This is a genomic window from Sphingomonas sp. GM_Shp_2 (assembly GCF_026540875.1).
GTDB lineage: Bacteria > Pseudomonadota > Alphaproteobacteria > Sphingomonadales > Sphingomonadaceae > Sphingomonas > Sphingomonas carotinifaciens.
The window spans coordinates 1-20,325 of sequence record NZ_JALNUQ010000054.1 but is presented as its reverse complement, the minus strand read 5'-3'; the positions used below and the strand labels follow the sequence as shown (position 1 = coordinate 20,325).

The window sequence follows — 20,325 nt, the reverse complement described above, 5'->3', positions numbered from 1 at the left end:
GCTGTTGCGAAAATGCCGCAGCGGCAGCATCTTGTCGGAAAAATCAGCCGGCGATGCGGCGGGCGATGAAGGCGGCGTGCTCGGGCATGGTCTCCGCCCCCCGCGCGATCGCCTCGGCCAGCCGCTCGACGAAACGCACGCTCTCAGCCGGCTCGCCGGCATAGGCGATCAGCGGATCGAGCGCTGCCGGCCAGTTGCCCTGCCCGATATGCACCGCCAGCCAGCTTGCCGGGCCGAACAGGTCCATCTCACGCGCGACGAGGCGCCCATGCGCGCGGAAGTGATCGATCTTCAGCTTGAGCGTATCGGGGATGTCCATCGCCGCACATGCGCGCCAGAAGTCGGTGTCGCCGCGCTCGGTCAGCACATAATGCAGGATCAGGAAGTCGCGGATCCGCTCGCTCTCGGTCACCGCGACGCGGTTATATTCGGCGATGCCCGCGGGTTCGAACGCACGCGTTGGGAAATAGGCGAGCAGCTTGGCGATACCCGCCTGGATCAGGTGGATGCTGGTCGATTCCAGCGGCTCCATGAACCCGCTCGCCAGCCCGATCGCCACCACGTTGCGCTGCCAGAACGCCGTTCGCCGCCCGGTGGTGAAACGCAGGAAGCGTGGATCGCCCAGCGCCTCACCATCCAGATTACCGAGCACCGTCGCCGCCGCCTCGTCGTCCGACAGATGCCGGCTGCAATAGACATAGCCATTGCCGGTGCGATGTTGCAGGGGGATGCGCCACTGCCACCCCGCCGCCCGCGCGGTGGAGCGGGTATAGGGCGTCAGCGGCCCGGCATTGGCGCTGGGCACCGCCACCGCCCGGTCGCAGGGCAGCCAGTGCGTCCAGTCCTCATAGCCGACCCCCAGCGCGCCCGCGATCAGCAGGCCGCGAAAGCCGCTGCAATCCACGAACAGGTCGGCGGCCAGCCGACGCCCATCGGCCAGCGTGACATGCGCCACATGACCGCTCTCGCCATCCAGCGCGACATCGCCCACCGCCCCCTCGACCCGCACCACGCCGCGTGCCTCGGCAAAGCGGCGCAGGAACGCGGCATACAGCCCGGCATCGAAGTGATAGGCATAGTCGAAGGTCGATCCCACGCTGCGCGGATCGGCCAGCGGCGGCGCAAAGCGGTTCCGGGCCGCCGCGCCCCACGCCATCGACAGCGCATCCAGCGGGATGGTCGATCCCGCGGCCCGCGCGCGCAGCCAGTGCTGGTGAATGGCCAGCAGGTCGAACGGCTTTCCGAAGGTGCCGAACGGGTGGAAATAGCGATGCCCCTCCTGCCCCCAGCCGACGAATTCGATGCCGAGCTTGTAGCTGCCCTTCGTCGCCTTCAGGAATTCGCCCTCGTCGATGCCCAGCGTGTCGTTGAACAGCCGGATCGGCGGGATCGTCGCCTCGCCTACCCCTACCGTGCCGATCGCATCCGATTCGACCAGCGTGATCGTGCAGCCGCGCGGCAACGCGTGCGCCAGCGCCGCCGCGGTCATCCAGCCCGCAGTGCCGCCGCCGACGATCAGGATGCTGCGTATCGCCCCGTCGCCTGCCTGCCCGCCTGCCTGCCCGTCTGCCTGCATGTCCCCGTTCTCTCCCGTCATATCGCCACCTATGCCGATGGCGCCGCGCGCAAGTCCAACGCAAACGATCGCATGCTGTAAGTGAATGTCCCGCTTGGCCGGGGTATAGCTTTTCTTGTTATCCCTACTAAGATGATGGGATATGCTGGCCGGCAAGGAAGGAGGACTTCGATGACGCAGACCACCGCCATCCCCGCCCGCTCGACGCTGTCCGACGCGGTGGATGCGCTGTCCTCCGCCCGCCGCGACTGGCGGGGCCGCCATCCCGCCAGCACCGCGCGCTTTCCCGCCCGCGGCGCAGTCGAGCGGGTGGTGGAGCTGCTCGCCGCTGCGCTCTACCCTCGCCGGCTCGGCGGTTTTCGCGGCGCCGTCACCGAGGAAGATCATTTCGTCGCCGCCAAGCTGATCGCCGCGCTTGGCGAGCTGGAGCGCGAGATCGAGAACGAGCTGGCCTATTGGCAGCATGAGTCGCAGGCCCGCTTCGATGCCGATCAGGCCGCGACGATCACCCGCCTGTTCGCCGCCGGTCTGGGCGAGGTCCGCCGCCTGGTCGACAGCGATGTCGAGGCCGCGTTCCTGGGCGATCCCGCCGCGCGCAGCGTGGACGAGATCCTGCTCTGCTATCCCGGTGCCATCGCCAGCCTGCACCACCGCATCGCGCATCCGCTGTACGAACTCGGCGCGCCGATCGTCGCGCGGCTGATCTCCGAACTCGCCAACGAGCGCACGGGCATCGACATCCATCCCGGCGCCACCATCGGCGAGCATTTCTTTATCGACCACGGCACCGGCGTCGTCATCGGCGAAACCGCGATCGTCGGGCGGGGCGTCCGCCTCTACCAGCATGTGACGCTCGGCGCGCGCAGCCCGCTGGGTGCCGCGCGCGCCACGCCACGCGACCGGCTGGCCCGCCATCCGATCGTGGAGGACGATGTCGTCGTCTATGCCGGCGCCACCATTCTCGGCCGCGTCACCATCGGCCGTGCGGCCACCATCGGCGGCAATGTCTGGCTGCTGTCCGACGTGCCCGCCGACGCCATCGTCACCCAGCCCGAGGCGCAGCGCCTCGACCGCGGCGCGCGCGACCGGATTCGCGAAACCCTGGCCGAGGCGGTCGACTGATGGAGCGTGCCCGCCCCGTCATCGGCGTCCTGTGCTGCAACGAGGTCGCCGGCCGACCCGTCCAGGCGGTCGCCAGCCGCTTCGTCACCCCCCTCGCCACGCTGGCGCACGCCACCGTCCTCCTCGTCCCCGCCATGAGCGACGCCACCGACGCGCGCCAGCTCGCCGCCCTGTTCGACGGACTGCTCCTCACCGGCTCGCGCAGCCACGTCTCCCCGGCCCGCTACGGCGGCACCCCGCTCGCCCCCGGCCACGCCACCGACCCCCAGCGCGACGCCGTCGCCCTTGCGCTTGCCGGCCGCATGATCGAGATCGGCAAACCCGTTTTCGGCATCTGCCGCGGCCTGCAGGAGATCAACGTGCTGTTCGGCGGCACGCTGACCGGCGGGGATTGCGCCGACCGGCATTTCCGCGGCCCCTGGGACGGCGACTATGCCGCCATGTTCGGCCACCGGCACGAGGTGCAATTGGCGGACGGCGGGCGGCTGGCGCGTGCCACCGGCACCTGCCGCCTGTCGGTCAATTCGGTTCACCAGCAGGGGATCGACCGGCTGGGCTGCGGCCTGAGCGTCGAGGCCCGTGCGGTCGATGACGGGCTGGTCGAGGCGGTGTCCGCCCGCCCCTGCGGGGCTGAGGTGCTGGGCGTGCAGTGGCATCCCGAATGGGAGGCCGACCGCTGCGCCAACAGCCGCGCCTTTTTCGCGCTGATCGGGGATGCGCTGCGCGGCGGCGCCCCTGAGCCCACACCCGTTTCAACAAGGAGGACCTGATGAAGAAAGCTTTCACCCTGGCGACGCTGGCCGTCGCGACGATCGGTCTGGCGGCCTGCGGCGGCTCGGGGTCGACGCAGAACACCGCCGACACCGTCGCGCTGAACGCGGACGAAGGGACCGTGGACGAGAACCTGACCGCGATCGACAATTTCGACGCCGGAAACCTGTCGGCTGGCGAGGACAATCTGTCCGCCACGGCGGGCGGCAATACGGCGCTCGCCAACGGCCTCTGATTTCCCTTTCGCCGCCCCTTCTCTCCGGCGGCACCCCTATCGCCTGGAATGCTCCCTAGGCGTGACCTCCGCCCGGCGCGCAAGCGTGCCGGGCATTTTTTCGCGTGCCCCGCCCCTCCGGGGAGAGGGCGTTGGCCTGCACGCCTTGCTTCGGTTACACCCCCGCCCATGCGGCCACGTTTCCCTGCCTTCCTCCAGCCTGTTTCGGTTTCGGTCACCCTGCTCCACCGGCTGGCGCTCGCCCTGTTCCTGCTGCTCGCCCCATGCCTGCTGCTAACGACGCCGGCCGCGGCGCAGTCGCCGATCGCCACCCTGTCCGGCCAGTTGTCGCAGGCGGAGGCCGATCTCCATGCCGTCGACCGGGCGCTCGACACACGCCTCGACGACGACGACCGCGATACGCAGCGCACCAAGGCCCTCGCCGCCCAGGCAGCGGCCACGGCGGCGGCCACGGCGCTGGAGGACCAGTTGAAGCTGGTCGATGCACGCCTCGGCGGGCTGGGAGCCGCCACCGCCAACGAGGCCCCCGACATCCGGCGCGAACGCGCGAACCTGAACCGGCAGCGCGCTGCCATCGACGCCACGATCAAGCGCGGCCGCCTTGCCGGCGTCGAGGCACAGCAACTGGTCGACGAAATCGACCGCAGCAAGGCCGAACAGTTCAACGAAACCATCTCGGCCCGCGTCGCCTCCCCGCTGTCGCCCGGTTTCTGGCACGCCGTGTTCACCGCCATTCCCCGCGACATGCGCCGCGTCGAACTGTTCCTGACCCAGGGGACCACCCAGATCCGGGCGCAGTGGCGCGGCGGTTTCCCCTGGCAGGCGCTGCTCGGCACGGTGCTGGGATTGGCGCTGGCCATGCCGATCCGGCTCGCCGTGCAGCGGCTGGGCCAGCGTCACCTGATCGACGGGGCGCCGGGTCACCGCGTCCGCCGCTCCGCCAATGCGCTGTGGCGGGTGCTGATCGGCACGCTCGCCCCGCTGCTCGGCGCCACATTCTTCGTGCAAGGGCTGCGCTGGTCCGGGCTGCTGCCCGATCGCTGGGGCGATCTGCTCGATGCGCTGGTGCTGGCGGTCGGCTTCGGCAGCTTCACCGCCTCGGTCAGCGGCGCGGTGCTGATGCGGACCCAGCCGTCATGGCGGATCGCACCCCTGGACGACGAGACCGCGACCCGGCTGCGCCCGCTCTCCTGGGTGCTGGCCGTTCTTGCCTTTCTCAGCATCCTGGCGACCGCGACGATCCGCATCGTCGGCGTCAGCGCCGCGCTGAACGTCGCGACCCAGGCGGGCGAGGCCTTGCTCCACCTGCTGCTGATCGCCGCCTTCCTGTTCGCCATCGGCCGCCTGCGTGCCGACCGCGCCGCGCGCGACGATGCCGTCAGCCAGTCGACCAGCGCCGGGCTCGGTGCCGCCACCCTGCTCGCCTGGATCCTGGTCGGGGTCGCGCTGATCGCGCTCCTCCTCGGCTATATCGGGTTCAGCCTGATCGTCGCGCAGTTCATCGCCTGGGCGACCGTGCTGGGATCGGCCGTCTATCTGCTCCTCGTCGCGGTGGACGACATCGCGACCAGCGTGTTCACCCGCGACAGCCGGGTCGGCATCATGCTCACCCGCGCCCTCGGCGTGCGCGGCAGCGCGGTGGACCAGTTCGGGCTGCTGCTGTCGGGCAGCCTGCGTATCGCCCTGGTGATCGTCGCGCTGGTCATGCTCGTCTCGCCCTTCGGGGCGGGCGGCGGGGTGGACACGCTGTTCGGCCGGCTGGGAGCGCTGGCGAAGGGCATCCAGTTCGGCGGCATCGCGATTTCGCCGGGTACGATCCTGCGCGGGATCGTGGCGCTGTTCCTGGGGCTGGCGCTGGTCCGCCTGTTCATGCGCTGGCTGGAAACGCGCTACCTGCCCGCGACCGACCTGGACGGGTCGGGGCGCAACTCGGTCAGCCTGGTCGCGCGCTATGTCGGGGTGGCGCTGGCGGTGGTCTGGTCGCTGGCGTCGCTCGGCATCGGCATGGAGCGGATCGCGCTGCTGCTGTCCGCGCTGTCCGTCGGCATCGGCTTCGGCCTTCAGGCGATCACGTCCAACTTCGTGTCCGGCCTGATCCTGCTGGCGGAGCGCCCGATCAAGATCGGCGACCTGATCCGCGTCGGGCTGGACGAGGGCGATGTGAAGCGGATCAGCGTGCGATCGACCGAGATCGAACTGGCCGACCATTCCACCCTGATCGTCCCCAATTCCGAGCTCATCACCAAATCGGTGCTCAACAAGACGCTGGCGAGCCCGCTGGGCCGCATCCAGATCCAGTTCTCCGTCCCCCTGGGATCGGATGCGGAGGCGGTGCGTGGCATCGTGCTCGACGCCTTTACCGCCGAGGAGGCGGTGCTGGCGGATCCCGCGCCCGCCGTGTTCATCGATGCGATCACCGACGGGCGCATCCTGTTCAACGCCTTTGCGCATGTCGCGACACCGCGCGCGGCTTACGGCGCGCGCAGCAACGTGTTCATGATGCTGCTCGCCCGCTTCCGCGAACAGGGGATCGATATCGGCACCATTCCGCAACGGCTGGAACTCATCCGTCCCGATCAGCCGCCTGCTTGATCTGGATCACGCCCCGCCCATCGGCTATCGCGCCGCCGTGTCGCCGCCCGATCCCCCGTCCCCCCCTGCCGGACTGGAGGCCGTGTTCCTCGCGAACCGGCCGCAACTGCTGCGCTTTCTGGCCGCGCGCGGTGCGGGCGACGCGGCGGAGGATGTGTTGCAGGACCTGTGGATGAAGGTCGCCGCCGCCCCGCCCACCCGGCCGATCGCCGCGCCGCTCGCCTATCTCTACCGCGCCGCGGACACGCTGATGATCGACCGCTACCGGGCCGAGCGCGCCCAGCGCCGGCGCGAGGATGCCTGGGGCGATGCCACCGGCCCCGCCACCCCCGGCCAGTCGGACGATCCGGCGGGCGAGCGCGTCCTGATCGCCCGCGAGCGTGCCGCCGAGGCGCAAGGCGTTCTCCAGTCGCTGGGCGACCGCGTCGCCCGCGTGTTCCGCCGCCACCGCCTGGACGGCGTCGCCCAGCGCGACGTGGCGCAGGAAAACGGCGTCAGCCTCAGCACCGTGGAAAGCGACCTGCGCAAGGCGTCCCGCGCGCTCATCGACCTGAAGGAGCGATGGGATGAGGTTTGACGCCCATGTCTCCGTCCTTCACCGCAGGAGGCCATGATGGCAGGTGACGGCGATGACGAGACGGCACGCGATTGGGCGATACGCAGCGCCGATCCCGCGTTCGATGACTGGGACGCGCTGACCGACTGGCTGGCAGCCGATCCTGTGCGCGCCGATCGCTATCACCATGCCGCCGCGAACCTGGCGGACATGACCGATCTGCTGCGTCATGCCCCGGCGGCTGTCCCCGCGCCCACACCCGCCTTTGCACCAACGCGCCGCCACCGCTGGTGGCCTGCCGGTGTCGCCACCGCGGCCGCCGCTGCCGCTGCGGTGTTCTTCCTCGTCGGCGACCCCGATCCGGCGGCGCAGCCCTATGCCGTGGAGACGGCGGCCGGTGCCACCCGCACCGTGGCACTGGCGGACGGCAGCTGCATCGCGCTGGCCGGCGGCACCCGCCTGATCCTCGACCGTGCCGATACCCGCCTCGCCGCGCTGGAGCGCGGGCAGGCGCTGTTCACCATCCGGCATGATGCGCAGCATCCGTTTCGCGTCCGCGTCGGTGGGGAGGAACTGGTCGATACCGGCACCGTCTTCGATGTGGCGCGCGCCGCCACCGGCCTGCGCGTCGCGGTGGCGGAGGGCGGAGTGATGGTCGATCCCGCCGGCGAGCGGCTCGCGCTCGGCCCCGGCGACCGGCTGGAGGTGACGGGCGCGCGCCGCGTGGTGTCGCACGTCGCGGTCGCCTCGGTCGGGGCGTGGGAACGCGGACAGCTCAGCTATCTGGCGACCCCCCTCGGCACCGTCGCGGCAGAGGTCGGCCAGGCGCTCGGCCTGCGCATCACCGTCGCCCCCGCGGTCGCCACCCGCCCCTTTACCGGCACCGTCGCGCTGGACGGCATCCGCCGCGATCCCGCCAGCCTGGGGGCGCTCGTCGATGTGGCGATGGTCCGCCGCGGCGACGGGTGGGAGCTTGGTCCGGGGTCCTGATGCGGCACCTCCTGCTGACGGCCGGATTGATCGGGGCGGTGCCGGCAATGGCCGGCGAGCCCCGGATCGCGCTGCCCGCCGGCCCACTGGGTCAGGCGGTCGCCGTTCTGGGTCGACAGCACGGCGTCAGCATCGCGGTCGACCCCGCCTTGTGGCACCGCCCCGTCCCCGCCGTTATCGGCCGTCTGTCCACCCGCGCCGCGCTGGATCGGCTGGCGCAGGCGAGCGGCGCGCAGGTTCAGCGGGCGGGTGCGACGATCTGGCGCCTGTCCCCCCGCCCCCGACCGGCACCCCCGCCGCCGCGCCCCTTTGTGCCCCTGCCCACCGAAGAGCCCCCCGGTGAGATCGTGGTCGTCGCCAGCAAGCGCGCGGTGCCGGCGCGCTGGTTTCCCGGCACCGCGCTGCGCATCGATGGCGGCGATCTGGCGTTCGGCGGCGGCGCGGGCGGCACCGAGCGCATCGTCTCGCGCACCGCCAGCGTCGGCTCCACCCATCTCGGACAGGGCCGCAACAAGCTGTTCATCCGCGGCATCGCCGATTCCAGCTTCACCGGCCCCGCCCAGGCGATCGTCGGCCAATATTGGGGCGACCTGCGCCTGGGCTATAACGGCGCCGACCCCAGCCTGCAGCTTTACGACGTCCGTGCGGTGGAGGTGCTGGAGGGACCACAGGGCACGCTTTACGGATCGGGCGCGCTTGGCGGCATCATCCGCATGGTCCCCGCCGCCCCCGACGCCACCCGCCCCGGCGCCAGCCTGACCGCCGGGCTGTCCTCGACCAGCGACGGCGAGCCCGGCGGCGACATCGCCGCGATGCTCAACCTGCCCGTCACCGATAGCGTCGCCACCCGTATCGTCGGCTACGCCAGACGCGAGGGCGGCTATATCGACAAACCCCTGCTCGGCCGCGACAACGCCAACCGCGTCGCCATGGCCGGCGGACGCGCGGCGATCGGCTGGCAGGTCGCGCCGGACTGGTATGTCGAGGCATCGGGCGCCGGCCAGTCGATCGATGGCCGCGACAGCCAATATGCGGACGAGGCCGCACCGCCGCTGGTCAACAACCGGGCCCTGCGTGAAGGCTATCGCACTGGCTTCGGCCTGGGCCAGCTGGCGATCACCGGGCGGATCGGCGGCGTCTCGCTGCGCTCCGCCACCGGCATCGTCCGCCAGTCGCTGACCGAGCGCTTCGATGCCACCCTGCCCGGCGGCGACCCGCAATTGCTGGTCCAGCGCCAGACGACGCGGATGCTGACCTCGGAAACACGCCTCTGGCAGGCGGGCCGCGATGGCAGCGGCTGGGTCGCGGGGTTGAGCCTGATCGACCATCGCCGCGACCTCGACCGCCGCTTCGTCCCCCCGATCGGCCTCACCCCCACCATCCGCAGCGGCGAGTCGGTCACGGAGGCGACGCTGTACGGCGAGGGCGCGGTGGCGCTGACCCCTCGCCTGCTCGCCACCGCCGGCGGGCGATTGACGCAGGTCGAGTTGCGCGGCCGTGCCGACGAAGCGGCACCACTCGCCCTGCGTGCCGCCCCGGAACTGACCGATACCCGCACCATGCGCGTCGCCCTGCCCTCGGCGGCACTCACCTGGCGCCTGCCCGCAGCGACGCTCTATGCGCGCTATCAGCAGGGGTTCCGCCCCGGCGGCCTGGCGATCGAGGGCGAGACGGTGCGCCATTTCCTCAGCGACCGGCTTTATGCGCTGGAGGCGGGCGCCCGGCTGGGCGACGAGGCGGGCCGCTGGTCCGCGCAATTCGCCCTGTCGCGCAGTCGCTGGCACGGCATCCAGGCCAATTACCTCGACCCCTGGGGCCTGCCCTCCACCGCCAATCTCGGCGACGGCACCATCTGGTCGGCGACGCTCGGGCTGCGCTGGCGCCCGGCACCGGGCTGGCAGATCAACGCCGCTGGCGCGGTCAACAGCAGCCGGGTCACCGCCTTCGGCACGGGCGCGGCGCTGTTCGCCAGCGCGCGTTCCCCCTGGGTCGCCGAGGCGCTGTCGCAGGCCGCGGTATCCACGCTGCGGCTGGGCGGCGACATCCCCAATGTCGCGGACGGCACCGCACGCCTCGGCGTCGGCTACCGCGCCGCGCTGAACGACCATTGGGACATCGCGGTCGATGGCTGGGCGCGCTATGTCGGCCGCTCGCGTCTCGGCATCGGCCCCTATCTGGGCGAGTGGCAGGGCGATTATGTCGACAGCGCCGCCACCGTGCGCATGAACCGAGGGCCCTTCGGCATCTCGCTTGCGATCGACAACCTGACCGACACGCGCGGCAACCGCTTCGCGCTCGGCACCCCGTTCCGCGTCGGCATGGGGCAGGTGACGCCGCTCCGGCCGCGCACCCTGCGCCTCGGGCTCGACACGCGCTTCTGACCACCCGATCAAGGCTGCACGCTTTCGGCTCCGTCTGGTTCCACATAGGGACAGAAAAAGGGTCTTCTCCATGCGTACCTGCCTCATGGCGTCCACCGCCATGCTTGCCGTATCTGCCGTGCCCGCCGCCGCGCAGACGAGCATCGCCACCAAGCAGACCGCACCGCTGCGCACCGCCACCGTCAAGGGCGGCGCGGCGGATGCCATCACCATCACCGACAAGGGATCGGTGGAGATCGCCACCGGCACCGCGGTCACGCAGGACAGCCGCAACGCCGTCGTCAACCAGGGCACGATCGCCATCCGCGACGCCAATGGCGCGACCGGCATCGCCGCGACCGCCGGGGGTGGCGGCATCACCAACAGCGGCAAGATCACGCTGGACGAAACCTACAAGCCCGCCGACGACGACAAGGACGGCGATCTCGACGGCCCCTTCGCCAAGGGCAGCGACCGCGTCGCCATCCGCGTCACTGGCGCCTATGCCGGCGACATCACCCATGCGCAGGCCGGCGTCATCACGGTCCAGGGCAATGACTCCGCGGGCATCCGGCTCGACAGCCCGCTGACCGGCAACCTCGTGCACAACGGCACCACCACCGTGACCGGCGACCGCGCGGTCGGCGTGCGCACCGGTGCGGTCACCGGCAATGTCCGGCTCGCCGGCGCGATCGGCGCCACCGGCCTGAACGCCAGCGCCGCGCGGATCGAAGGGCCGGTGAGCGGCCGGCTGGAGGTTCAGGGCACGCTGACCGCGACCGGCTATCGCTCGACCACCCTGCCCGCCTCGGTCGACAAGCTCGATGCCGACGATCTGTTGCAGGGCGGCCCGGCGCTTCTGGTCGCGGACAATGTCTCGGGCGGCATCATCTTCGCCGTGCCCCCGCGCGACGCCAGCCCCAGCGACCGCGACGAGGACAAGGACGGCATCGACGACGCGCAGGAGGGCACCGCCCTCGTCACGTCCTTCGGCGCTGCCCCCGCCGTGCTGGTCGGCGCGGCGGACCGCACGGTCGCGGTCGGCGCGCTTGCCGGGCGCAGCGACGGCTTCGGCATGGTCGTCGACGGCACGATCCAGGCCGGCGGCGTCTACAAGGGCATCACCGCACAGGCTCTCGTCATCGGTGGACAGGGCGGCACCGTGACCGTCGCCGGTGGTCTGGGTGTCGCAGGGCGCGTCGCTGCCGTGGCGAACGGGGCCAGCGCCACTGCGATCCGCATCGGTGCGGGGGCCAGCGTGCCGCAGGTCAACGTCACCGGCACCGTCGCGGCCAATGGCGGCGATACCGCACAGTCGATCGCCACCGCGCTGCGCATCGACACCGGCGCCACCGTGTCGCTGATCCGCAATGCCGGCACGATCCAGGCGACCGCGGGCGGCGCCGATGCGACCGCCATCGCCATCCAGGACGCATCCGGCACCGTCCGGACGATCGAGAATAGCGGCGTGATCGCCGCCACCGGGGGTCTCGCCACCGCCGGACGTTCGGTCGCGATCGATGTGTCGGCAGCCACCGGCGACGTCACCATCCGCCAGTCGGGCGTGGCCGGGGCCGCGATCAACGGCGATATCCGCTTCGGCGGCGGCAACGACACGCTGGATATCCAGACCGGCACCGTCGCCGGCACGCTGCGCTTCGGCGCGGGCAACGACACCATGATATTGGCCGGCACCAGCCGCTTCGCCGGCACCGCCGATTTCGGCGGCGGCGCGGACGTGCTGCGCATCGGCGACACCGCCGGCTTCCGCGGCGCACTCGCCAACGCCGCCGGGCTGGCGGTCAATCTGGGCGGCGGCACGCTTGCGCTCACCGCACCGGCGCGCATCGCCTCGCTTTCCATGGGCGCCAAGGCGACGCTGGGCGTGACGCTGGACGGCACCACGCGCACCACGCCTGCGCTCGACGTGATCGGCGGCGCGAACATCGAAAAGGGTGCGACGCTGGCGGTCGGCATCACCAGCCTGACCGGGGTGGAGGGTCGCCACGTCGCGCTTCGCGCCGGTACCCTCGCCGGGGTGGAGGGGCTGACCCTGTCCGCCACCTCCATCCCCTTCCTGTTCAAGGGGACGCTGACCGCCACTGCGAATCAGGTGAGCGTCGATATCGCGCGCAAAACCACCACCGAACTCGGCCTGCGTCGTCAGACCGCGCAACTGTACGACGCCGCCTATGCCGCACTCGCCACCGATACCGAATTGGGCAATGTCGTGCTGGGGATTGCGGACGGCGCCGTGTTCCGCCGCACTGTCGACCAGATGCTGCCCGACCAGGCCGATGGCACGTTCGAGATGGTGACGATGGGTTCGCGCGCCATCGCCCGCGTCATCGCCGACCCCACCGGCCTGCTGCGCCAGGAGGGCGATTGGGGCTATTGGATCGCGCCCGCTGCGTGGCAGTTGAAGACGGGCAGCGTCGCCAGCGGTGGCTATGACGTGTCGGGCTGGGGCGCGGCCGGCGGCGTCGAGCGCGCCACCGGCATCGGCCATTTCGGCGTCGCCCTCGCCTATCTGGACGGGCGCCAGACGATGAAGGCCAACGCCAACCGCGTAAACAGCGGCCAGTACGAGGCGGCCGGATATTGGCGCGGCAACTGGGGCAGTTTTGCCGCCAATGCCCGCATCTCCGCTGCACGCGTGAACTTCGATGGCGAGCGCCGCTTCCTCGGCACGGCCGGCGCCACCCAGGTCAACCGCCTGGCACGCAGCGACTGGAACGGCGACCTGTTCTCCGCCTCGGGCGCCATGTCCTATGAAATGGGCGGCGAACGCTTCTTCGTCCGTCCTGTCGCCGCGATCGATTACTACCGCCTGAGCGAAAAGGCACATGCCGATCAGGGCGGTGGCAAGGGCTTCGCGCTGCGCATCGACACGCGCACCAGCGACGAGCTGGCCGGCACCGCCAGCCTGGCGGCGGGCATCGATTTCCTTGGCAATTCGCGCAACTGGATGGGTCAGGTCGTCAACCAGAGCTGGTTCCGCGTCGAGGTCGAAGGCGGCCGGCGCGAGATCCTTGCCGGTGAACTCGGCGCCACCACCGGTCAGTTCGAGGGTGGGCAACGCTTCACGCTCGACCCGACGCAGCGCACCAGCGGCTGGATCGGCCGGGTCCGTGCGATCGGCGGCTCCTACGGCTTCCGCCTGGCGGGCGAATTCAACGCCGAGGAGCGGCAGGACGATCTGGCGCTGTCGGTTCGCGGCAGCCTGCTCGTCCGCTTCTGATGGCTCGCGGGATGCGCCGGGATCTTTCTTCAAAGGCGGTCGAGCAGCAGCGAAGCGGCGTCTGACAAGGCAGCTTCGCTGCACGGCGCGGTGCCCCCATCACCGCGCCGGCCGCATTCTCCAAGCACCGCGATCGACCCGAAACGGGTCTGTCACCCATTGTTAAACCTCTGACCTGAATACCTATATTCTCGCCTGATCGTTGTCGCGCGGTCGACATCACCGGCAGATGATTTGGGGGGCTTGGGGTTGGGACGGTTGGATCGCGGAGGTTTCGGCAAGGTCACCGGGCTGCCCCCTGCCGCGCTGGGTCCCGATCGGCGCAGCCCGCTGCTGCACGAACTGGGCGGTCCGTGGGACGCCTCGGCCGGGCCACCGCTGTCGGAGGTACTCAGCCGTGCGCGCATCGGCATTCTGCACCGCGACGTCGATCTGCGCGTCCTGGCCGTCAATGGCTGTTTCTGCGACCTGATCGGGCGCTCCGCCGATGCGCTGGACGGCGTGTCGATGGAGGCTTTCACCCATCCCGACGATGTCGCGCGCAGCAACGCGCTCTACCGCGCGCAACGCGAACGCGCCGAACCCTTCCGCATCGAAAAACGCTATCGCCGCCCCGATGGCAGCGTCGTGTGGTGCGCCGTCCATGTCTCCTTCCTGTGCGATGCGGACGGCCATGTCGCCTCCACCATCACCGTCGCGCAGGACATCACCGCGCAGCGCATCGCCGAACAGGAGTTGCGCGAAAGCGAGGCGCATTACCGCCACACCGTCGAACTCAATCCCCAGATCGGCTGGACCGCCGGCCCGGACGGCGCCATTCAGGCGGCCAGCCCCCGCTGGTGCGACGTCACCGCCAGTGAGCCGGGTGACGCCTTGGGCCATGGCTGGCTGGACGCGGTACACCCCGATGACGTCGCCCGCGCCGTTGCCGCCTGGCATGCCGCCATCGCCAGTGCACAGCCGGTCGATGTCGAATACCGGTTGCGCACCCCGGCGGGCTATCGCTGGTTCCGCTCACGCGCCGCCGCGCGGCTGGACGATCTGGGGCGCGTGGTGCGCTGGTACGGCACGCTGGAGGATATCGACGACCGTACTTTGGCGCAGGAGGCACTGCGCGCCAGCGAGGAACGCTTCCGCCTCGCCGCCCAGGCGGCCGGGCTCGGCATCTGGGACTATGACGCGGTTCGCGACCGCCGCGAATGGTCGCCCGAGTTCAAGGCGATGCTCGGCCTATCCCCCGATGCCGCGCCCGAGGTGGCCACCGCACTCGCGCTCGTCGTGCCGGAGGATCGCCACCTGCTGTCCGCCCTGGTGGAGGCGGTTCGCGCCGGCGACAGCGCCTATCGCTTCGACGTGACGCTGCGCATCCGCCGCGCCGACACGGGCGAGGAACGCTGGATGCGCACCGATGGCTGGCGCATCCAGGCTCCATCCGGCACGCTGGCGCGTGTCCTCGTCACCGTACGCGACGTGACCGAGGAGCGGACGGCGGAGGACCGCATTCGCTGGACCGCCAATCACGACGCGCTGACCGGCCTGCCCAACCGCGCGCATTTCACCATGCATCTCGACGCCGCGATCGAACGGGCCCGCGCCAGCGGTCGTCGCCTTGCGCTCGCCCTGTTCGACGTCGATCACCTGAAGGAAACGAACGACACCATCGGCCATGATGCGGGCGACCGGCTGCTCTCCACCTTTGCCGCCCGCCTTGCCCGGGCGTTGGGCGACGATGCGGTGCTCGGCCGCCTGGGTGGCGACGAGTTCGCCGCCTTCATCCCCCTGGCCCCCGATCAGGACGTGGATGCGGTGGGCGACACCGTGCGTGCCGCCCTGCGCGCGCTCCACGAACCCTTCGCCCATGACAACCACATTCTCGATTGCCAGGCGACCGCCGGCGCCTCGCTATACCCGCGCGACGGCGGCGACACCGCCGACCTGCTGAAGGCGGCGGACATCGCGCTCTATGCGGGCAAGGCGCGGCACCGCGGCACGCTGTCGCTGTTCCGGCCGGAGATGCGCGCGCATCTCCAACGCCGCGCCTCCATGCTCGGCATCGCCCGCGCCGCGGTGCGCGACGCGCGCATCCTGCCCTTCTACCAGCCCAAGGTGTCGCTGCACGACGGCCGGATCACCGGGTTCGAGGCGCTGCTCCGCTGGCATCACGGCCATCACGGCATCCAGGCGCCCGAAACGATCGCCGCCGCGTTCGAGGATTTCGACCTTGCCCCCGCGCTGGGCGAGCGGATGCTGGACGGCGTCATCGCCGACATCCGCCAATGGCTCGCCGCCGGCCTCGATCCCGGTCGCATCGCGGTGAACCTGTCGCCCGCCGAGTTCCGTCACGACAATCTGGTGCAGCGGATCATGGACCGGCTCCACCATGCCGGCATCCCGCCCGAGCGGCTGGAGTTGGAGGTGACGGAAACCGTGTTCCTCGGCCGCGGCGCGGAAGCGGTGGGCACGATGCTGGAGGCGTTCCATGCCGGCGGCATACGCATCGCGCTGGACGATTTCGGCACCGGCTACGCCTCGCTCACCCATCTCAAGGACTTTCCCGTCGACGTCATCAAGATCGACCGCAGCTTTGTCGGCAATCTCTGCGCCGGCTCCGGCGACGCCGCCATCGTCGACGCGATCGTCGGGCTCGGCCGCCGCCTCGGCATGGAGGTCGTCGCCGAGGGGGTGGAGACGCAGGCCCAGGCCGATTATCTGCGCGCCCAGCACTGCCCCTCGGCGCAAGGATTCCTGTTCGGCATGCCGATGACCGCCGCCGCGGTCGCCGACCGGCTCACCCCCGCCGCACCACCTCGCGAATGACGAAATGCGACGCCAGCCGCGTGACGCCGGGCAATTGCGCCAGCGTTTCGCGGTGGATGCGCTCGAAACTGTCGTCGCGCCGCACCTCGACGTGCAGCATATAGTCCGCCTCCCCGCTCATCAGGAAGCATTGCACGATCTCCGGCCGGTCGGCGATCTCCCGCTCGAACGCCGCCATCGTGTCCTGCCGCTGGTCGCGCAGCGTCACGTTGACCAGCACGATCGTCGGACTGCCCCGCGCCGCATGGCTCAGCACCGCCCGGTACCCCGTGATCACCCCCGCCTCGCGCAAGGCCGCCACCCGCCGATGCGCCGCACTGGGCGACAGCCCCACCCGCTCCCCGATCTGCGCACTGGTCAGATCGGCATTCTGCGTCAACAGCGCCAGAATCTTCCGCTCGATCGCATCGCTCATAACGATCCTGCGTTACCCGTCTTGAACGCACATATCATGCAGCGAACATAGCAAGGCGGGAGGAGTTTGCGAGCCTCTCCGATCCTGTTGCCGGTACAGCAATGCGCAACACGTTACAGGAGAGACAAGTCATGCGCGTCGGCGTTCCTAAGGAAATCAAGAACCACGAATATCGTGTCGGCCTCACCCCGCCTTCGGTGGCGGAGCTGACCGCCGCCGGCCACAGCGTCGTGGTCGAGACCGGCGCCGGACGCGGCATCGACTTCGAGGATGCCGATTACGTCGCCGCCGGTGCCACCATCCTGCCGACCGCCGCCGAGGTTTTCGCGGGCGCCGACATGATCGTAAAGGTCAAGGAGCCGCAGGCGGGCGAGATCGCGATGCTGCGCCCCGATCACCTGCTCTTCACCTATCTCCACCTCGCCGCCGACAAGCCGCAGGCGGAAGGATTGATGAAGTCGGGCGCCACCTGCATCGCCTATGAAACCGTCACCGCCCCGCGCGGCGGCCTGCCGCTGCTGAAGCCGATGTCGGAGGTTGCCGGCCGCATGTCGGTACAGGTCGGCGCCCATTATCTGGAGAAGTTCCAGGGCGGACGCGGCGTGCTGCTCGGCGGCGTGCCCGGCGTCGCGCCTGCCAAGGTCGCGATCCTGGGCGGCGGTGTCTCGGGCGTCAACGCCGCGCAGATGGCGGTCGGCATGCGCGCCGACGTCACCATCTACGACATCAGCAACGACCGCCTGGCCGAGCTGGACATGTTTTTCTCCAGCCAGATCAAGACCGCCTATGCCAGCAAGGCGGCGATCGCCGCGGCGGTTCGACAAGCACACCTCGTCATCGGCGCGGTGCTGGTGCCCGGGGCCGCCGCGCCCAAGCTGGTCACCCGCGACATGCTCAAGACGATGAAGCGCGGATCGGTGCTGGTCGACATCGCGATCGACCAGGGCGGCTGTTTCGAGACCAGCCACGCGACCACGCATGAGGACCCGGTGTTCGAGGTGGACGGCGTGACGCATTACTGCGTCGCCAACATGCCCGGCGCGGTCGCCCGCACCTCGACCTTCGCGCTCAACAACGCTACCCTGCCCTTCGCGCTCAAGCTCGCCAATCTGGGTGCCGAGGCGGCGATGCGCGCCGACCCGCACCTCGCCAACGGCCTGAACGTGATGAACGGCAAGATCACCTACAAGGCGGTCGCCGACGATCTGGACCTGCCGTACCAGGCATGGACGGCATAAGGGAACGGATAAGGAACATGTTGGTTGGTCATCGCGAAAGGATACCGATCGCGATGACCGACAATCCCAAGAGCGAACCCTTCTCCAACGCCGAGAAGGACCCGGACGACTGGACCACCGGCGACGAGGCGATGACCGGCGCCCAGGCCAGCTACCTCAAGACGCTATCCGAGGAAGCGGGCGAATCCTTCGACGACACGCTGACCAAGGCGGATGCGTCGAAGCGCATCGACGAACTGCAGGCCAAGACCGGTCGCGGGCAGTAATTCCGGCAGCTTCGGTTAGGGGCGGAGAGTTTCGCGACTCTCCGTCCCTAGCGCCCTGATGCCCGTTCTCGCGAAAACCGAAATCCGAAATGCTGATCATATGGTGAGCGACGGTCTCACGCACGCCGCTTTCCGACCCGCTTCTTCGCACGTTCAGTCCTTTATTCTTGGACCGAGCGGCAGCTTTTCCCAAGATCGCGGATCGAAGTGGCCCGTCCGGATCGCGCTTCCTGCACGACGCATCGTTGTTGATTGTGACTGCAAACGGCCGACAGAATGCGATCTCGAACCCGCAGGTCGATCATTCTGCTTTCCGAAGCACTCGTTGATTCAGCGCACGTTCCCTTTTCCCCGTCGCGCAGCGGCAATTTCGGGAAAGAGCAATCAGGAACAGACTTCGAGAAAGCGGGTGCTCCGGACGACCGCCGGTGCGACGAGCAAGGCAGCGATCTCGCTATGAATTTTCAAACGGGAAACCGAGTGACATGGCTTTCCGGCTTATTATGCATTGCCTCAACAAGGATAGCCGAGCCATCGTCCCTGTTTGAAGCTGTTCGGTTGAGATAGGTCAGCAGAATGGACGAGGATATCCACGCTTCTGCGGTCCGGCTTCAACTGCTCGCAACACGCATGCTCAGGCTCGCACGGTCGGCCCATGCCGACCACAAGCTTACCAGCGCGCAATACTCAGCCATGTCGGTTCTGCATGAGCGCGGGGCTCTACCACTAGGTGAGCTGGCGCGGGCTGAACGTGTGTCGCATCCTACGATGAGCCGGATCATTGGTGGCCTAGTACGACTAAGCCTCGTTGCCCGGCCCCCCGAGGCATCCGACCGACGGCTCCGCCATGTCGCGCTTACGCCCGAGGGCCGCGTCCTGTACGAGCAAGTCGCCTCTAACCGCGTTGCGATGATGGCCGCTATCATTGCGCAGCTAACGCCCGCAACGCGGGCCGACGTCCTCGAAGTAGTCACACGGGTCGTCAGCGACCTTGAAGATGGCCTTGGTCAAGATTGACGAAGCGATATCGGTAGCTATGCTACGGACCTGCACCAATAGGTGGAGGCGTAGATGCGCAAGCGGTGGGTCTCGGGGATTTTGACAGGGGTCGGGCTGACCGGGCTTTATCTGTTCAACGCATCATGGCTGGCTGCTTCACCGGAAGGGCGCCCGAACATCCTCGCTCATCGAGGCGTGCATCAAACGTTCGATCGGACAAACCTGGGGAAGAATGACTGCACCGCCATCCGGATGCGTCCTCCGACCAATCCATTCATCGAAAACACCATCGCGTCGATGCGAGCCAGCTTCGATCTTGGCGCAGACCAGATTGAACTGGATGTTCATCCCACTACGGACGGCGAATTCGCCGTGTTTCATGACTGGTCGGTTGAGTGCCGCACGAACGGCAAGGGCGTGACACGTGAGTTGAGCATGACCTACCTCCGCACGCTCGACCTTGGTTATGGCTATACGGCGGATGGAGGCAGAACCTACCCGTTTCGCGGCAAATTCGTAGGGCAGATGAAAACGCTCAACGAGGTGCTGGCTACGTTTCCGAACAGACGCTTTCTGATCAACATTAAAAGCAACGACCCGGACGAGGCCGACCAGCTTGTCGGATACCTCAAGGCGAGAGGATTGGAGGCCAATAAGCGCTTGAGCATCGTCGCTAGCGATAGGGTTTTGGATCGGGTCCGAGCCATAGCTCCGCACTTTAGGGTGCTCTCGGTTGATCGAGCGAAAGCATGTTCCTTGAAATACATAGCCGTCGGCTGGAGCGGTCATGTTCCTGAAAGCTGTCGCCATGGCACGATTGGCATTCCTATCAACATGCGTTGGGCATTCTGGGGATGGCCGAACCGTTTTCTACAGCGAATGCGAGATGCGGATGTCGAGGTTATAGTGGCGGGGCCGATCGGCAGCAAAAGCGGCGATCCTGGCATTACCGATCCTGCTCAACTCAGGGCAATTCCGGATCGATATGATGGCAGTATAATGACCGACGACATCGAAAAGATTGGCCCTGCGGCATTGCGGCGCTGGCCGCGATAGCCCGTTATGCCGATTACTGTGGCCACACAGGCCTTCCCCCAAGCCCCACAGATCAAGTTTCGGCAATGCATTCGGCTTCCCGGTATTCGAA

General features: G+C 68.9%; 14 protein-coding genes. 12 read left to right on the top strand and 2 right to left on the bottom strand.

Features of this window, described 5'->3' with window-relative positions; translation table 11 throughout:
• Positions 1–43: 43 nt before the first annotated feature.
• Complete coding sequence (locus OXR08_RS15835) at positions 44–1,576, bottom strand: tryptophan halogenase family protein (protein WP_267351346.1); 1,533 nt, start codon at positions 1,574–1,576, stop codon at positions 44–46.
• A gap of 171 nt (positions 1,577–1,747) precedes the next feature.
• Between OXR08_RS15835 and epsC the strand changes: the two genes are divergently transcribed.
• The 9 genes from epsC (at position 1,748) to OXR08_RS15790 (ending at position 16,260) form a co-directional block, all read left to right on the top strand.
• Positions 1,748–2,698: a serine O-acetyltransferase EpsC gene (epsC, locus tag OXR08_RS15830; protein ID WP_267351336.1), complete on the top strand. Its 951-nt coding sequence runs from the start codon at positions 1,748–1,750 to the stop codon at positions 2,696–2,698.
• Positions 2,698–3,468: a gamma-glutamyl-gamma-aminobutyrate hydrolase family protein gene (locus OXR08_RS15825; protein ID WP_267351334.1), complete on the top strand. Its 771-nt coding sequence runs from the start codon at positions 2,698–2,700 to the stop codon at positions 3,466–3,468. The genes epsC and OXR08_RS15825 overlap by 1 nt, the downstream gene beginning before the upstream one ends.
• Entirely contained in the window at positions 3,468–3,704 is a 237-nt protein-coding gene (locus tag OXR08_RS15820) for a hypothetical protein (protein WP_112381075.1), read from the top strand. Before OXR08_RS15825 ends, OXR08_RS15820 begins: the two co-directional genes overlap by 1 nt.
• A 168-nt stretch (positions 3,705–3,872) precedes the next feature.
• Positions 3,873–6,296, top strand: a complete 2,424-nt coding sequence (locus tag OXR08_RS15815; protein WP_267351331.1) for a DUF3772 domain-containing protein — start codon at positions 3,873–3,875, stop codon at positions 6,294–6,296.
• Between the two features lie 82 nt (positions 6,297–6,378).
• On the top strand, positions 6,379–6,873 hold the full coding sequence (locus OXR08_RS15810; protein ID WP_267351329.1) for an RNA polymerase sigma factor: 495 nt from the start codon (positions 6,379–6,381) through the stop codon (positions 6,871–6,873).
• Between the two features lie 33 nt (positions 6,874–6,906).
• Complete coding sequence (locus OXR08_RS15805) at positions 6,907–7,842, top strand: FecR domain-containing protein (protein WP_267351327.1); 936 nt, start codon at positions 6,907–6,909, stop codon at positions 7,840–7,842.
• Positions 7,842–10,223 (top strand): TonB-dependent receptor, encoded by a 2,382-nt coding sequence (locus tag OXR08_RS15800; protein ID WP_267351325.1) that lies wholly within the window; start codon positions 7,842–7,844, stop codon positions 10,221–10,223. The genes OXR08_RS15805 and OXR08_RS15800 overlap by 1 nt, the downstream gene beginning before the upstream one ends.
• A gap of 70 nt (positions 10,224–10,293) precedes the next feature.
• A complete protein-coding gene (locus OXR08_RS15795; protein WP_267351323.1) occupies positions 10,294–13,443 on the top strand; it encodes an autotransporter domain-containing protein in 3,150 nt (1,049 codons plus the stop codon).
• 258 nt (positions 13,444–13,701) lie between these two features.
• The gene (locus OXR08_RS15790; protein ID WP_267351322.1) at positions 13,702–16,260 is read left to right on the top strand and encodes an EAL domain-containing protein; all 2,559 of its coding nucleotides are present in this window, start codon (positions 13,702–13,704) and stop codon (positions 16,258–16,260) included.
• Here OXR08_RS15790 and OXR08_RS15785 read toward each other — a convergent pair.
• Complete coding sequence (locus OXR08_RS15785) at positions 16,232–16,675, bottom strand: Lrp/AsnC family transcriptional regulator (RefSeq protein ID WP_112381081.1); 444 nt, start codon at positions 16,673–16,675, stop codon at positions 16,232–16,234. The genes OXR08_RS15790 and OXR08_RS15785 overlap by 29 nt on opposite strands.
• A 131-nt stretch (positions 16,676–16,806) precedes the next feature.
• Between OXR08_RS15785 and ald the strand changes: the two genes are divergently transcribed.
• The 3 genes from ald to OXR08_RS15770 all read left to right on the top strand — a co-directional run bounded on the left by ald (position 16,807) and on the right by OXR08_RS15770 (position 20,234).
• Positions 16,807–17,913: an alanine dehydrogenase gene (gene ald / locus OXR08_RS15780; RefSeq protein WP_112381723.1), complete on the top strand. Its 1,107-nt coding sequence runs from the start codon at positions 16,807–16,809 to the stop codon at positions 17,911–17,913.
• 53 nt (positions 17,914–17,966) lie between these two features.
• Entirely contained in the window at positions 17,967–18,179 is a 213-nt protein-coding gene (locus tag OXR08_RS15775; protein ID WP_267351319.1) for a DUF3072 domain-containing protein, read from the top strand.
• A gap of 1,071 nt (positions 18,180–19,250) precedes the next feature.
• The gene (locus OXR08_RS15770; RefSeq protein WP_267351317.1) at positions 19,251–20,234 is read left to right on the top strand and encodes a glycerophosphodiester phosphodiesterase family protein; all 984 of its coding nucleotides are present in this window, start codon (positions 19,251–19,253) and stop codon (positions 20,232–20,234) included.
• Positions 20,235–20,325: the final 91 nt, after the last annotated feature.

Bases quoted from the DNA above. Each gene is read 5' to 3' on its own strand.
- OXR08_RS15795 (WP_267351323.1), top strand. From the start codon at position 10,294: ATGCGTACCTGCCTCATGGCGTCCACCGCCATGCTTGCCGTATCTGCC.
- OXR08_RS15820 (WP_112381075.1), top strand. From the start codon at position 3,468: ATGAAGAAAGCTTTCACCCTGGCGACGCTGGCCGTCGCGACGATCGGT.
- epsC (WP_267351336.1), top strand. From the start codon at position 1,748: ATGACGCAGACCACCGCCATCCCCGCCCGCTCGACGCTGTCCGACGCG.
- OXR08_RS15825 (WP_267351334.1), top strand. From the start codon at position 2,698: ATGGAGCGTGCCCGCCCCGTCATCGGCGTCCTGTGCTGCAACGAGGTC.
- OXR08_RS15785 (WP_112381081.1), bottom strand. From the start codon at position 16,675: ATGAGCGATGCGATCGAGCGGAAGATTCTGGCGCTGTTGACGCAGAAT.
- ald (WP_112381723.1), top strand. From the start codon at position 16,807: ATGCGCGTCGGCGTTCCTAAGGAAATCAAGAACCACGAATATCGTGTC.
- OXR08_RS15800 (WP_267351325.1), top strand. From the start codon at position 7,842: ATGCGGCACCTCCTGCTGACGGCCGGATTGATCGGGGCGGTGCCGGCA.
- OXR08_RS15805 (WP_267351327.1), top strand. From the start codon at position 6,907: ATGATGGCAGGTGACGGCGATGACGAGACGGCACGCGATTGGGCGATA.
- OXR08_RS15770 (WP_267351317.1), top strand. From the start codon at position 19,251: ATGCGCAAGCGGTGGGTCTCGGGGATTTTGACAGGGGTCGGGCTGACC.
- OXR08_RS15815 (WP_267351331.1), top strand. From the start codon at position 3,873: ATGCGGCCACGTTTCCCTGCCTTCCTCCAGCCTGTTTCGGTTTCGGTC.
- OXR08_RS15775 (WP_267351319.1), top strand. From the start codon at position 17,967: ATGACCGACAATCCCAAGAGCGAACCCTTCTCCAACGCCGAGAAGGAC.
- OXR08_RS15835 (WP_267351346.1), bottom strand. From the start codon at position 1,576: ATGCAGGCAGACGGGCAGGCAGGCGGGCAGGCAGGCGACGGGGCGATA.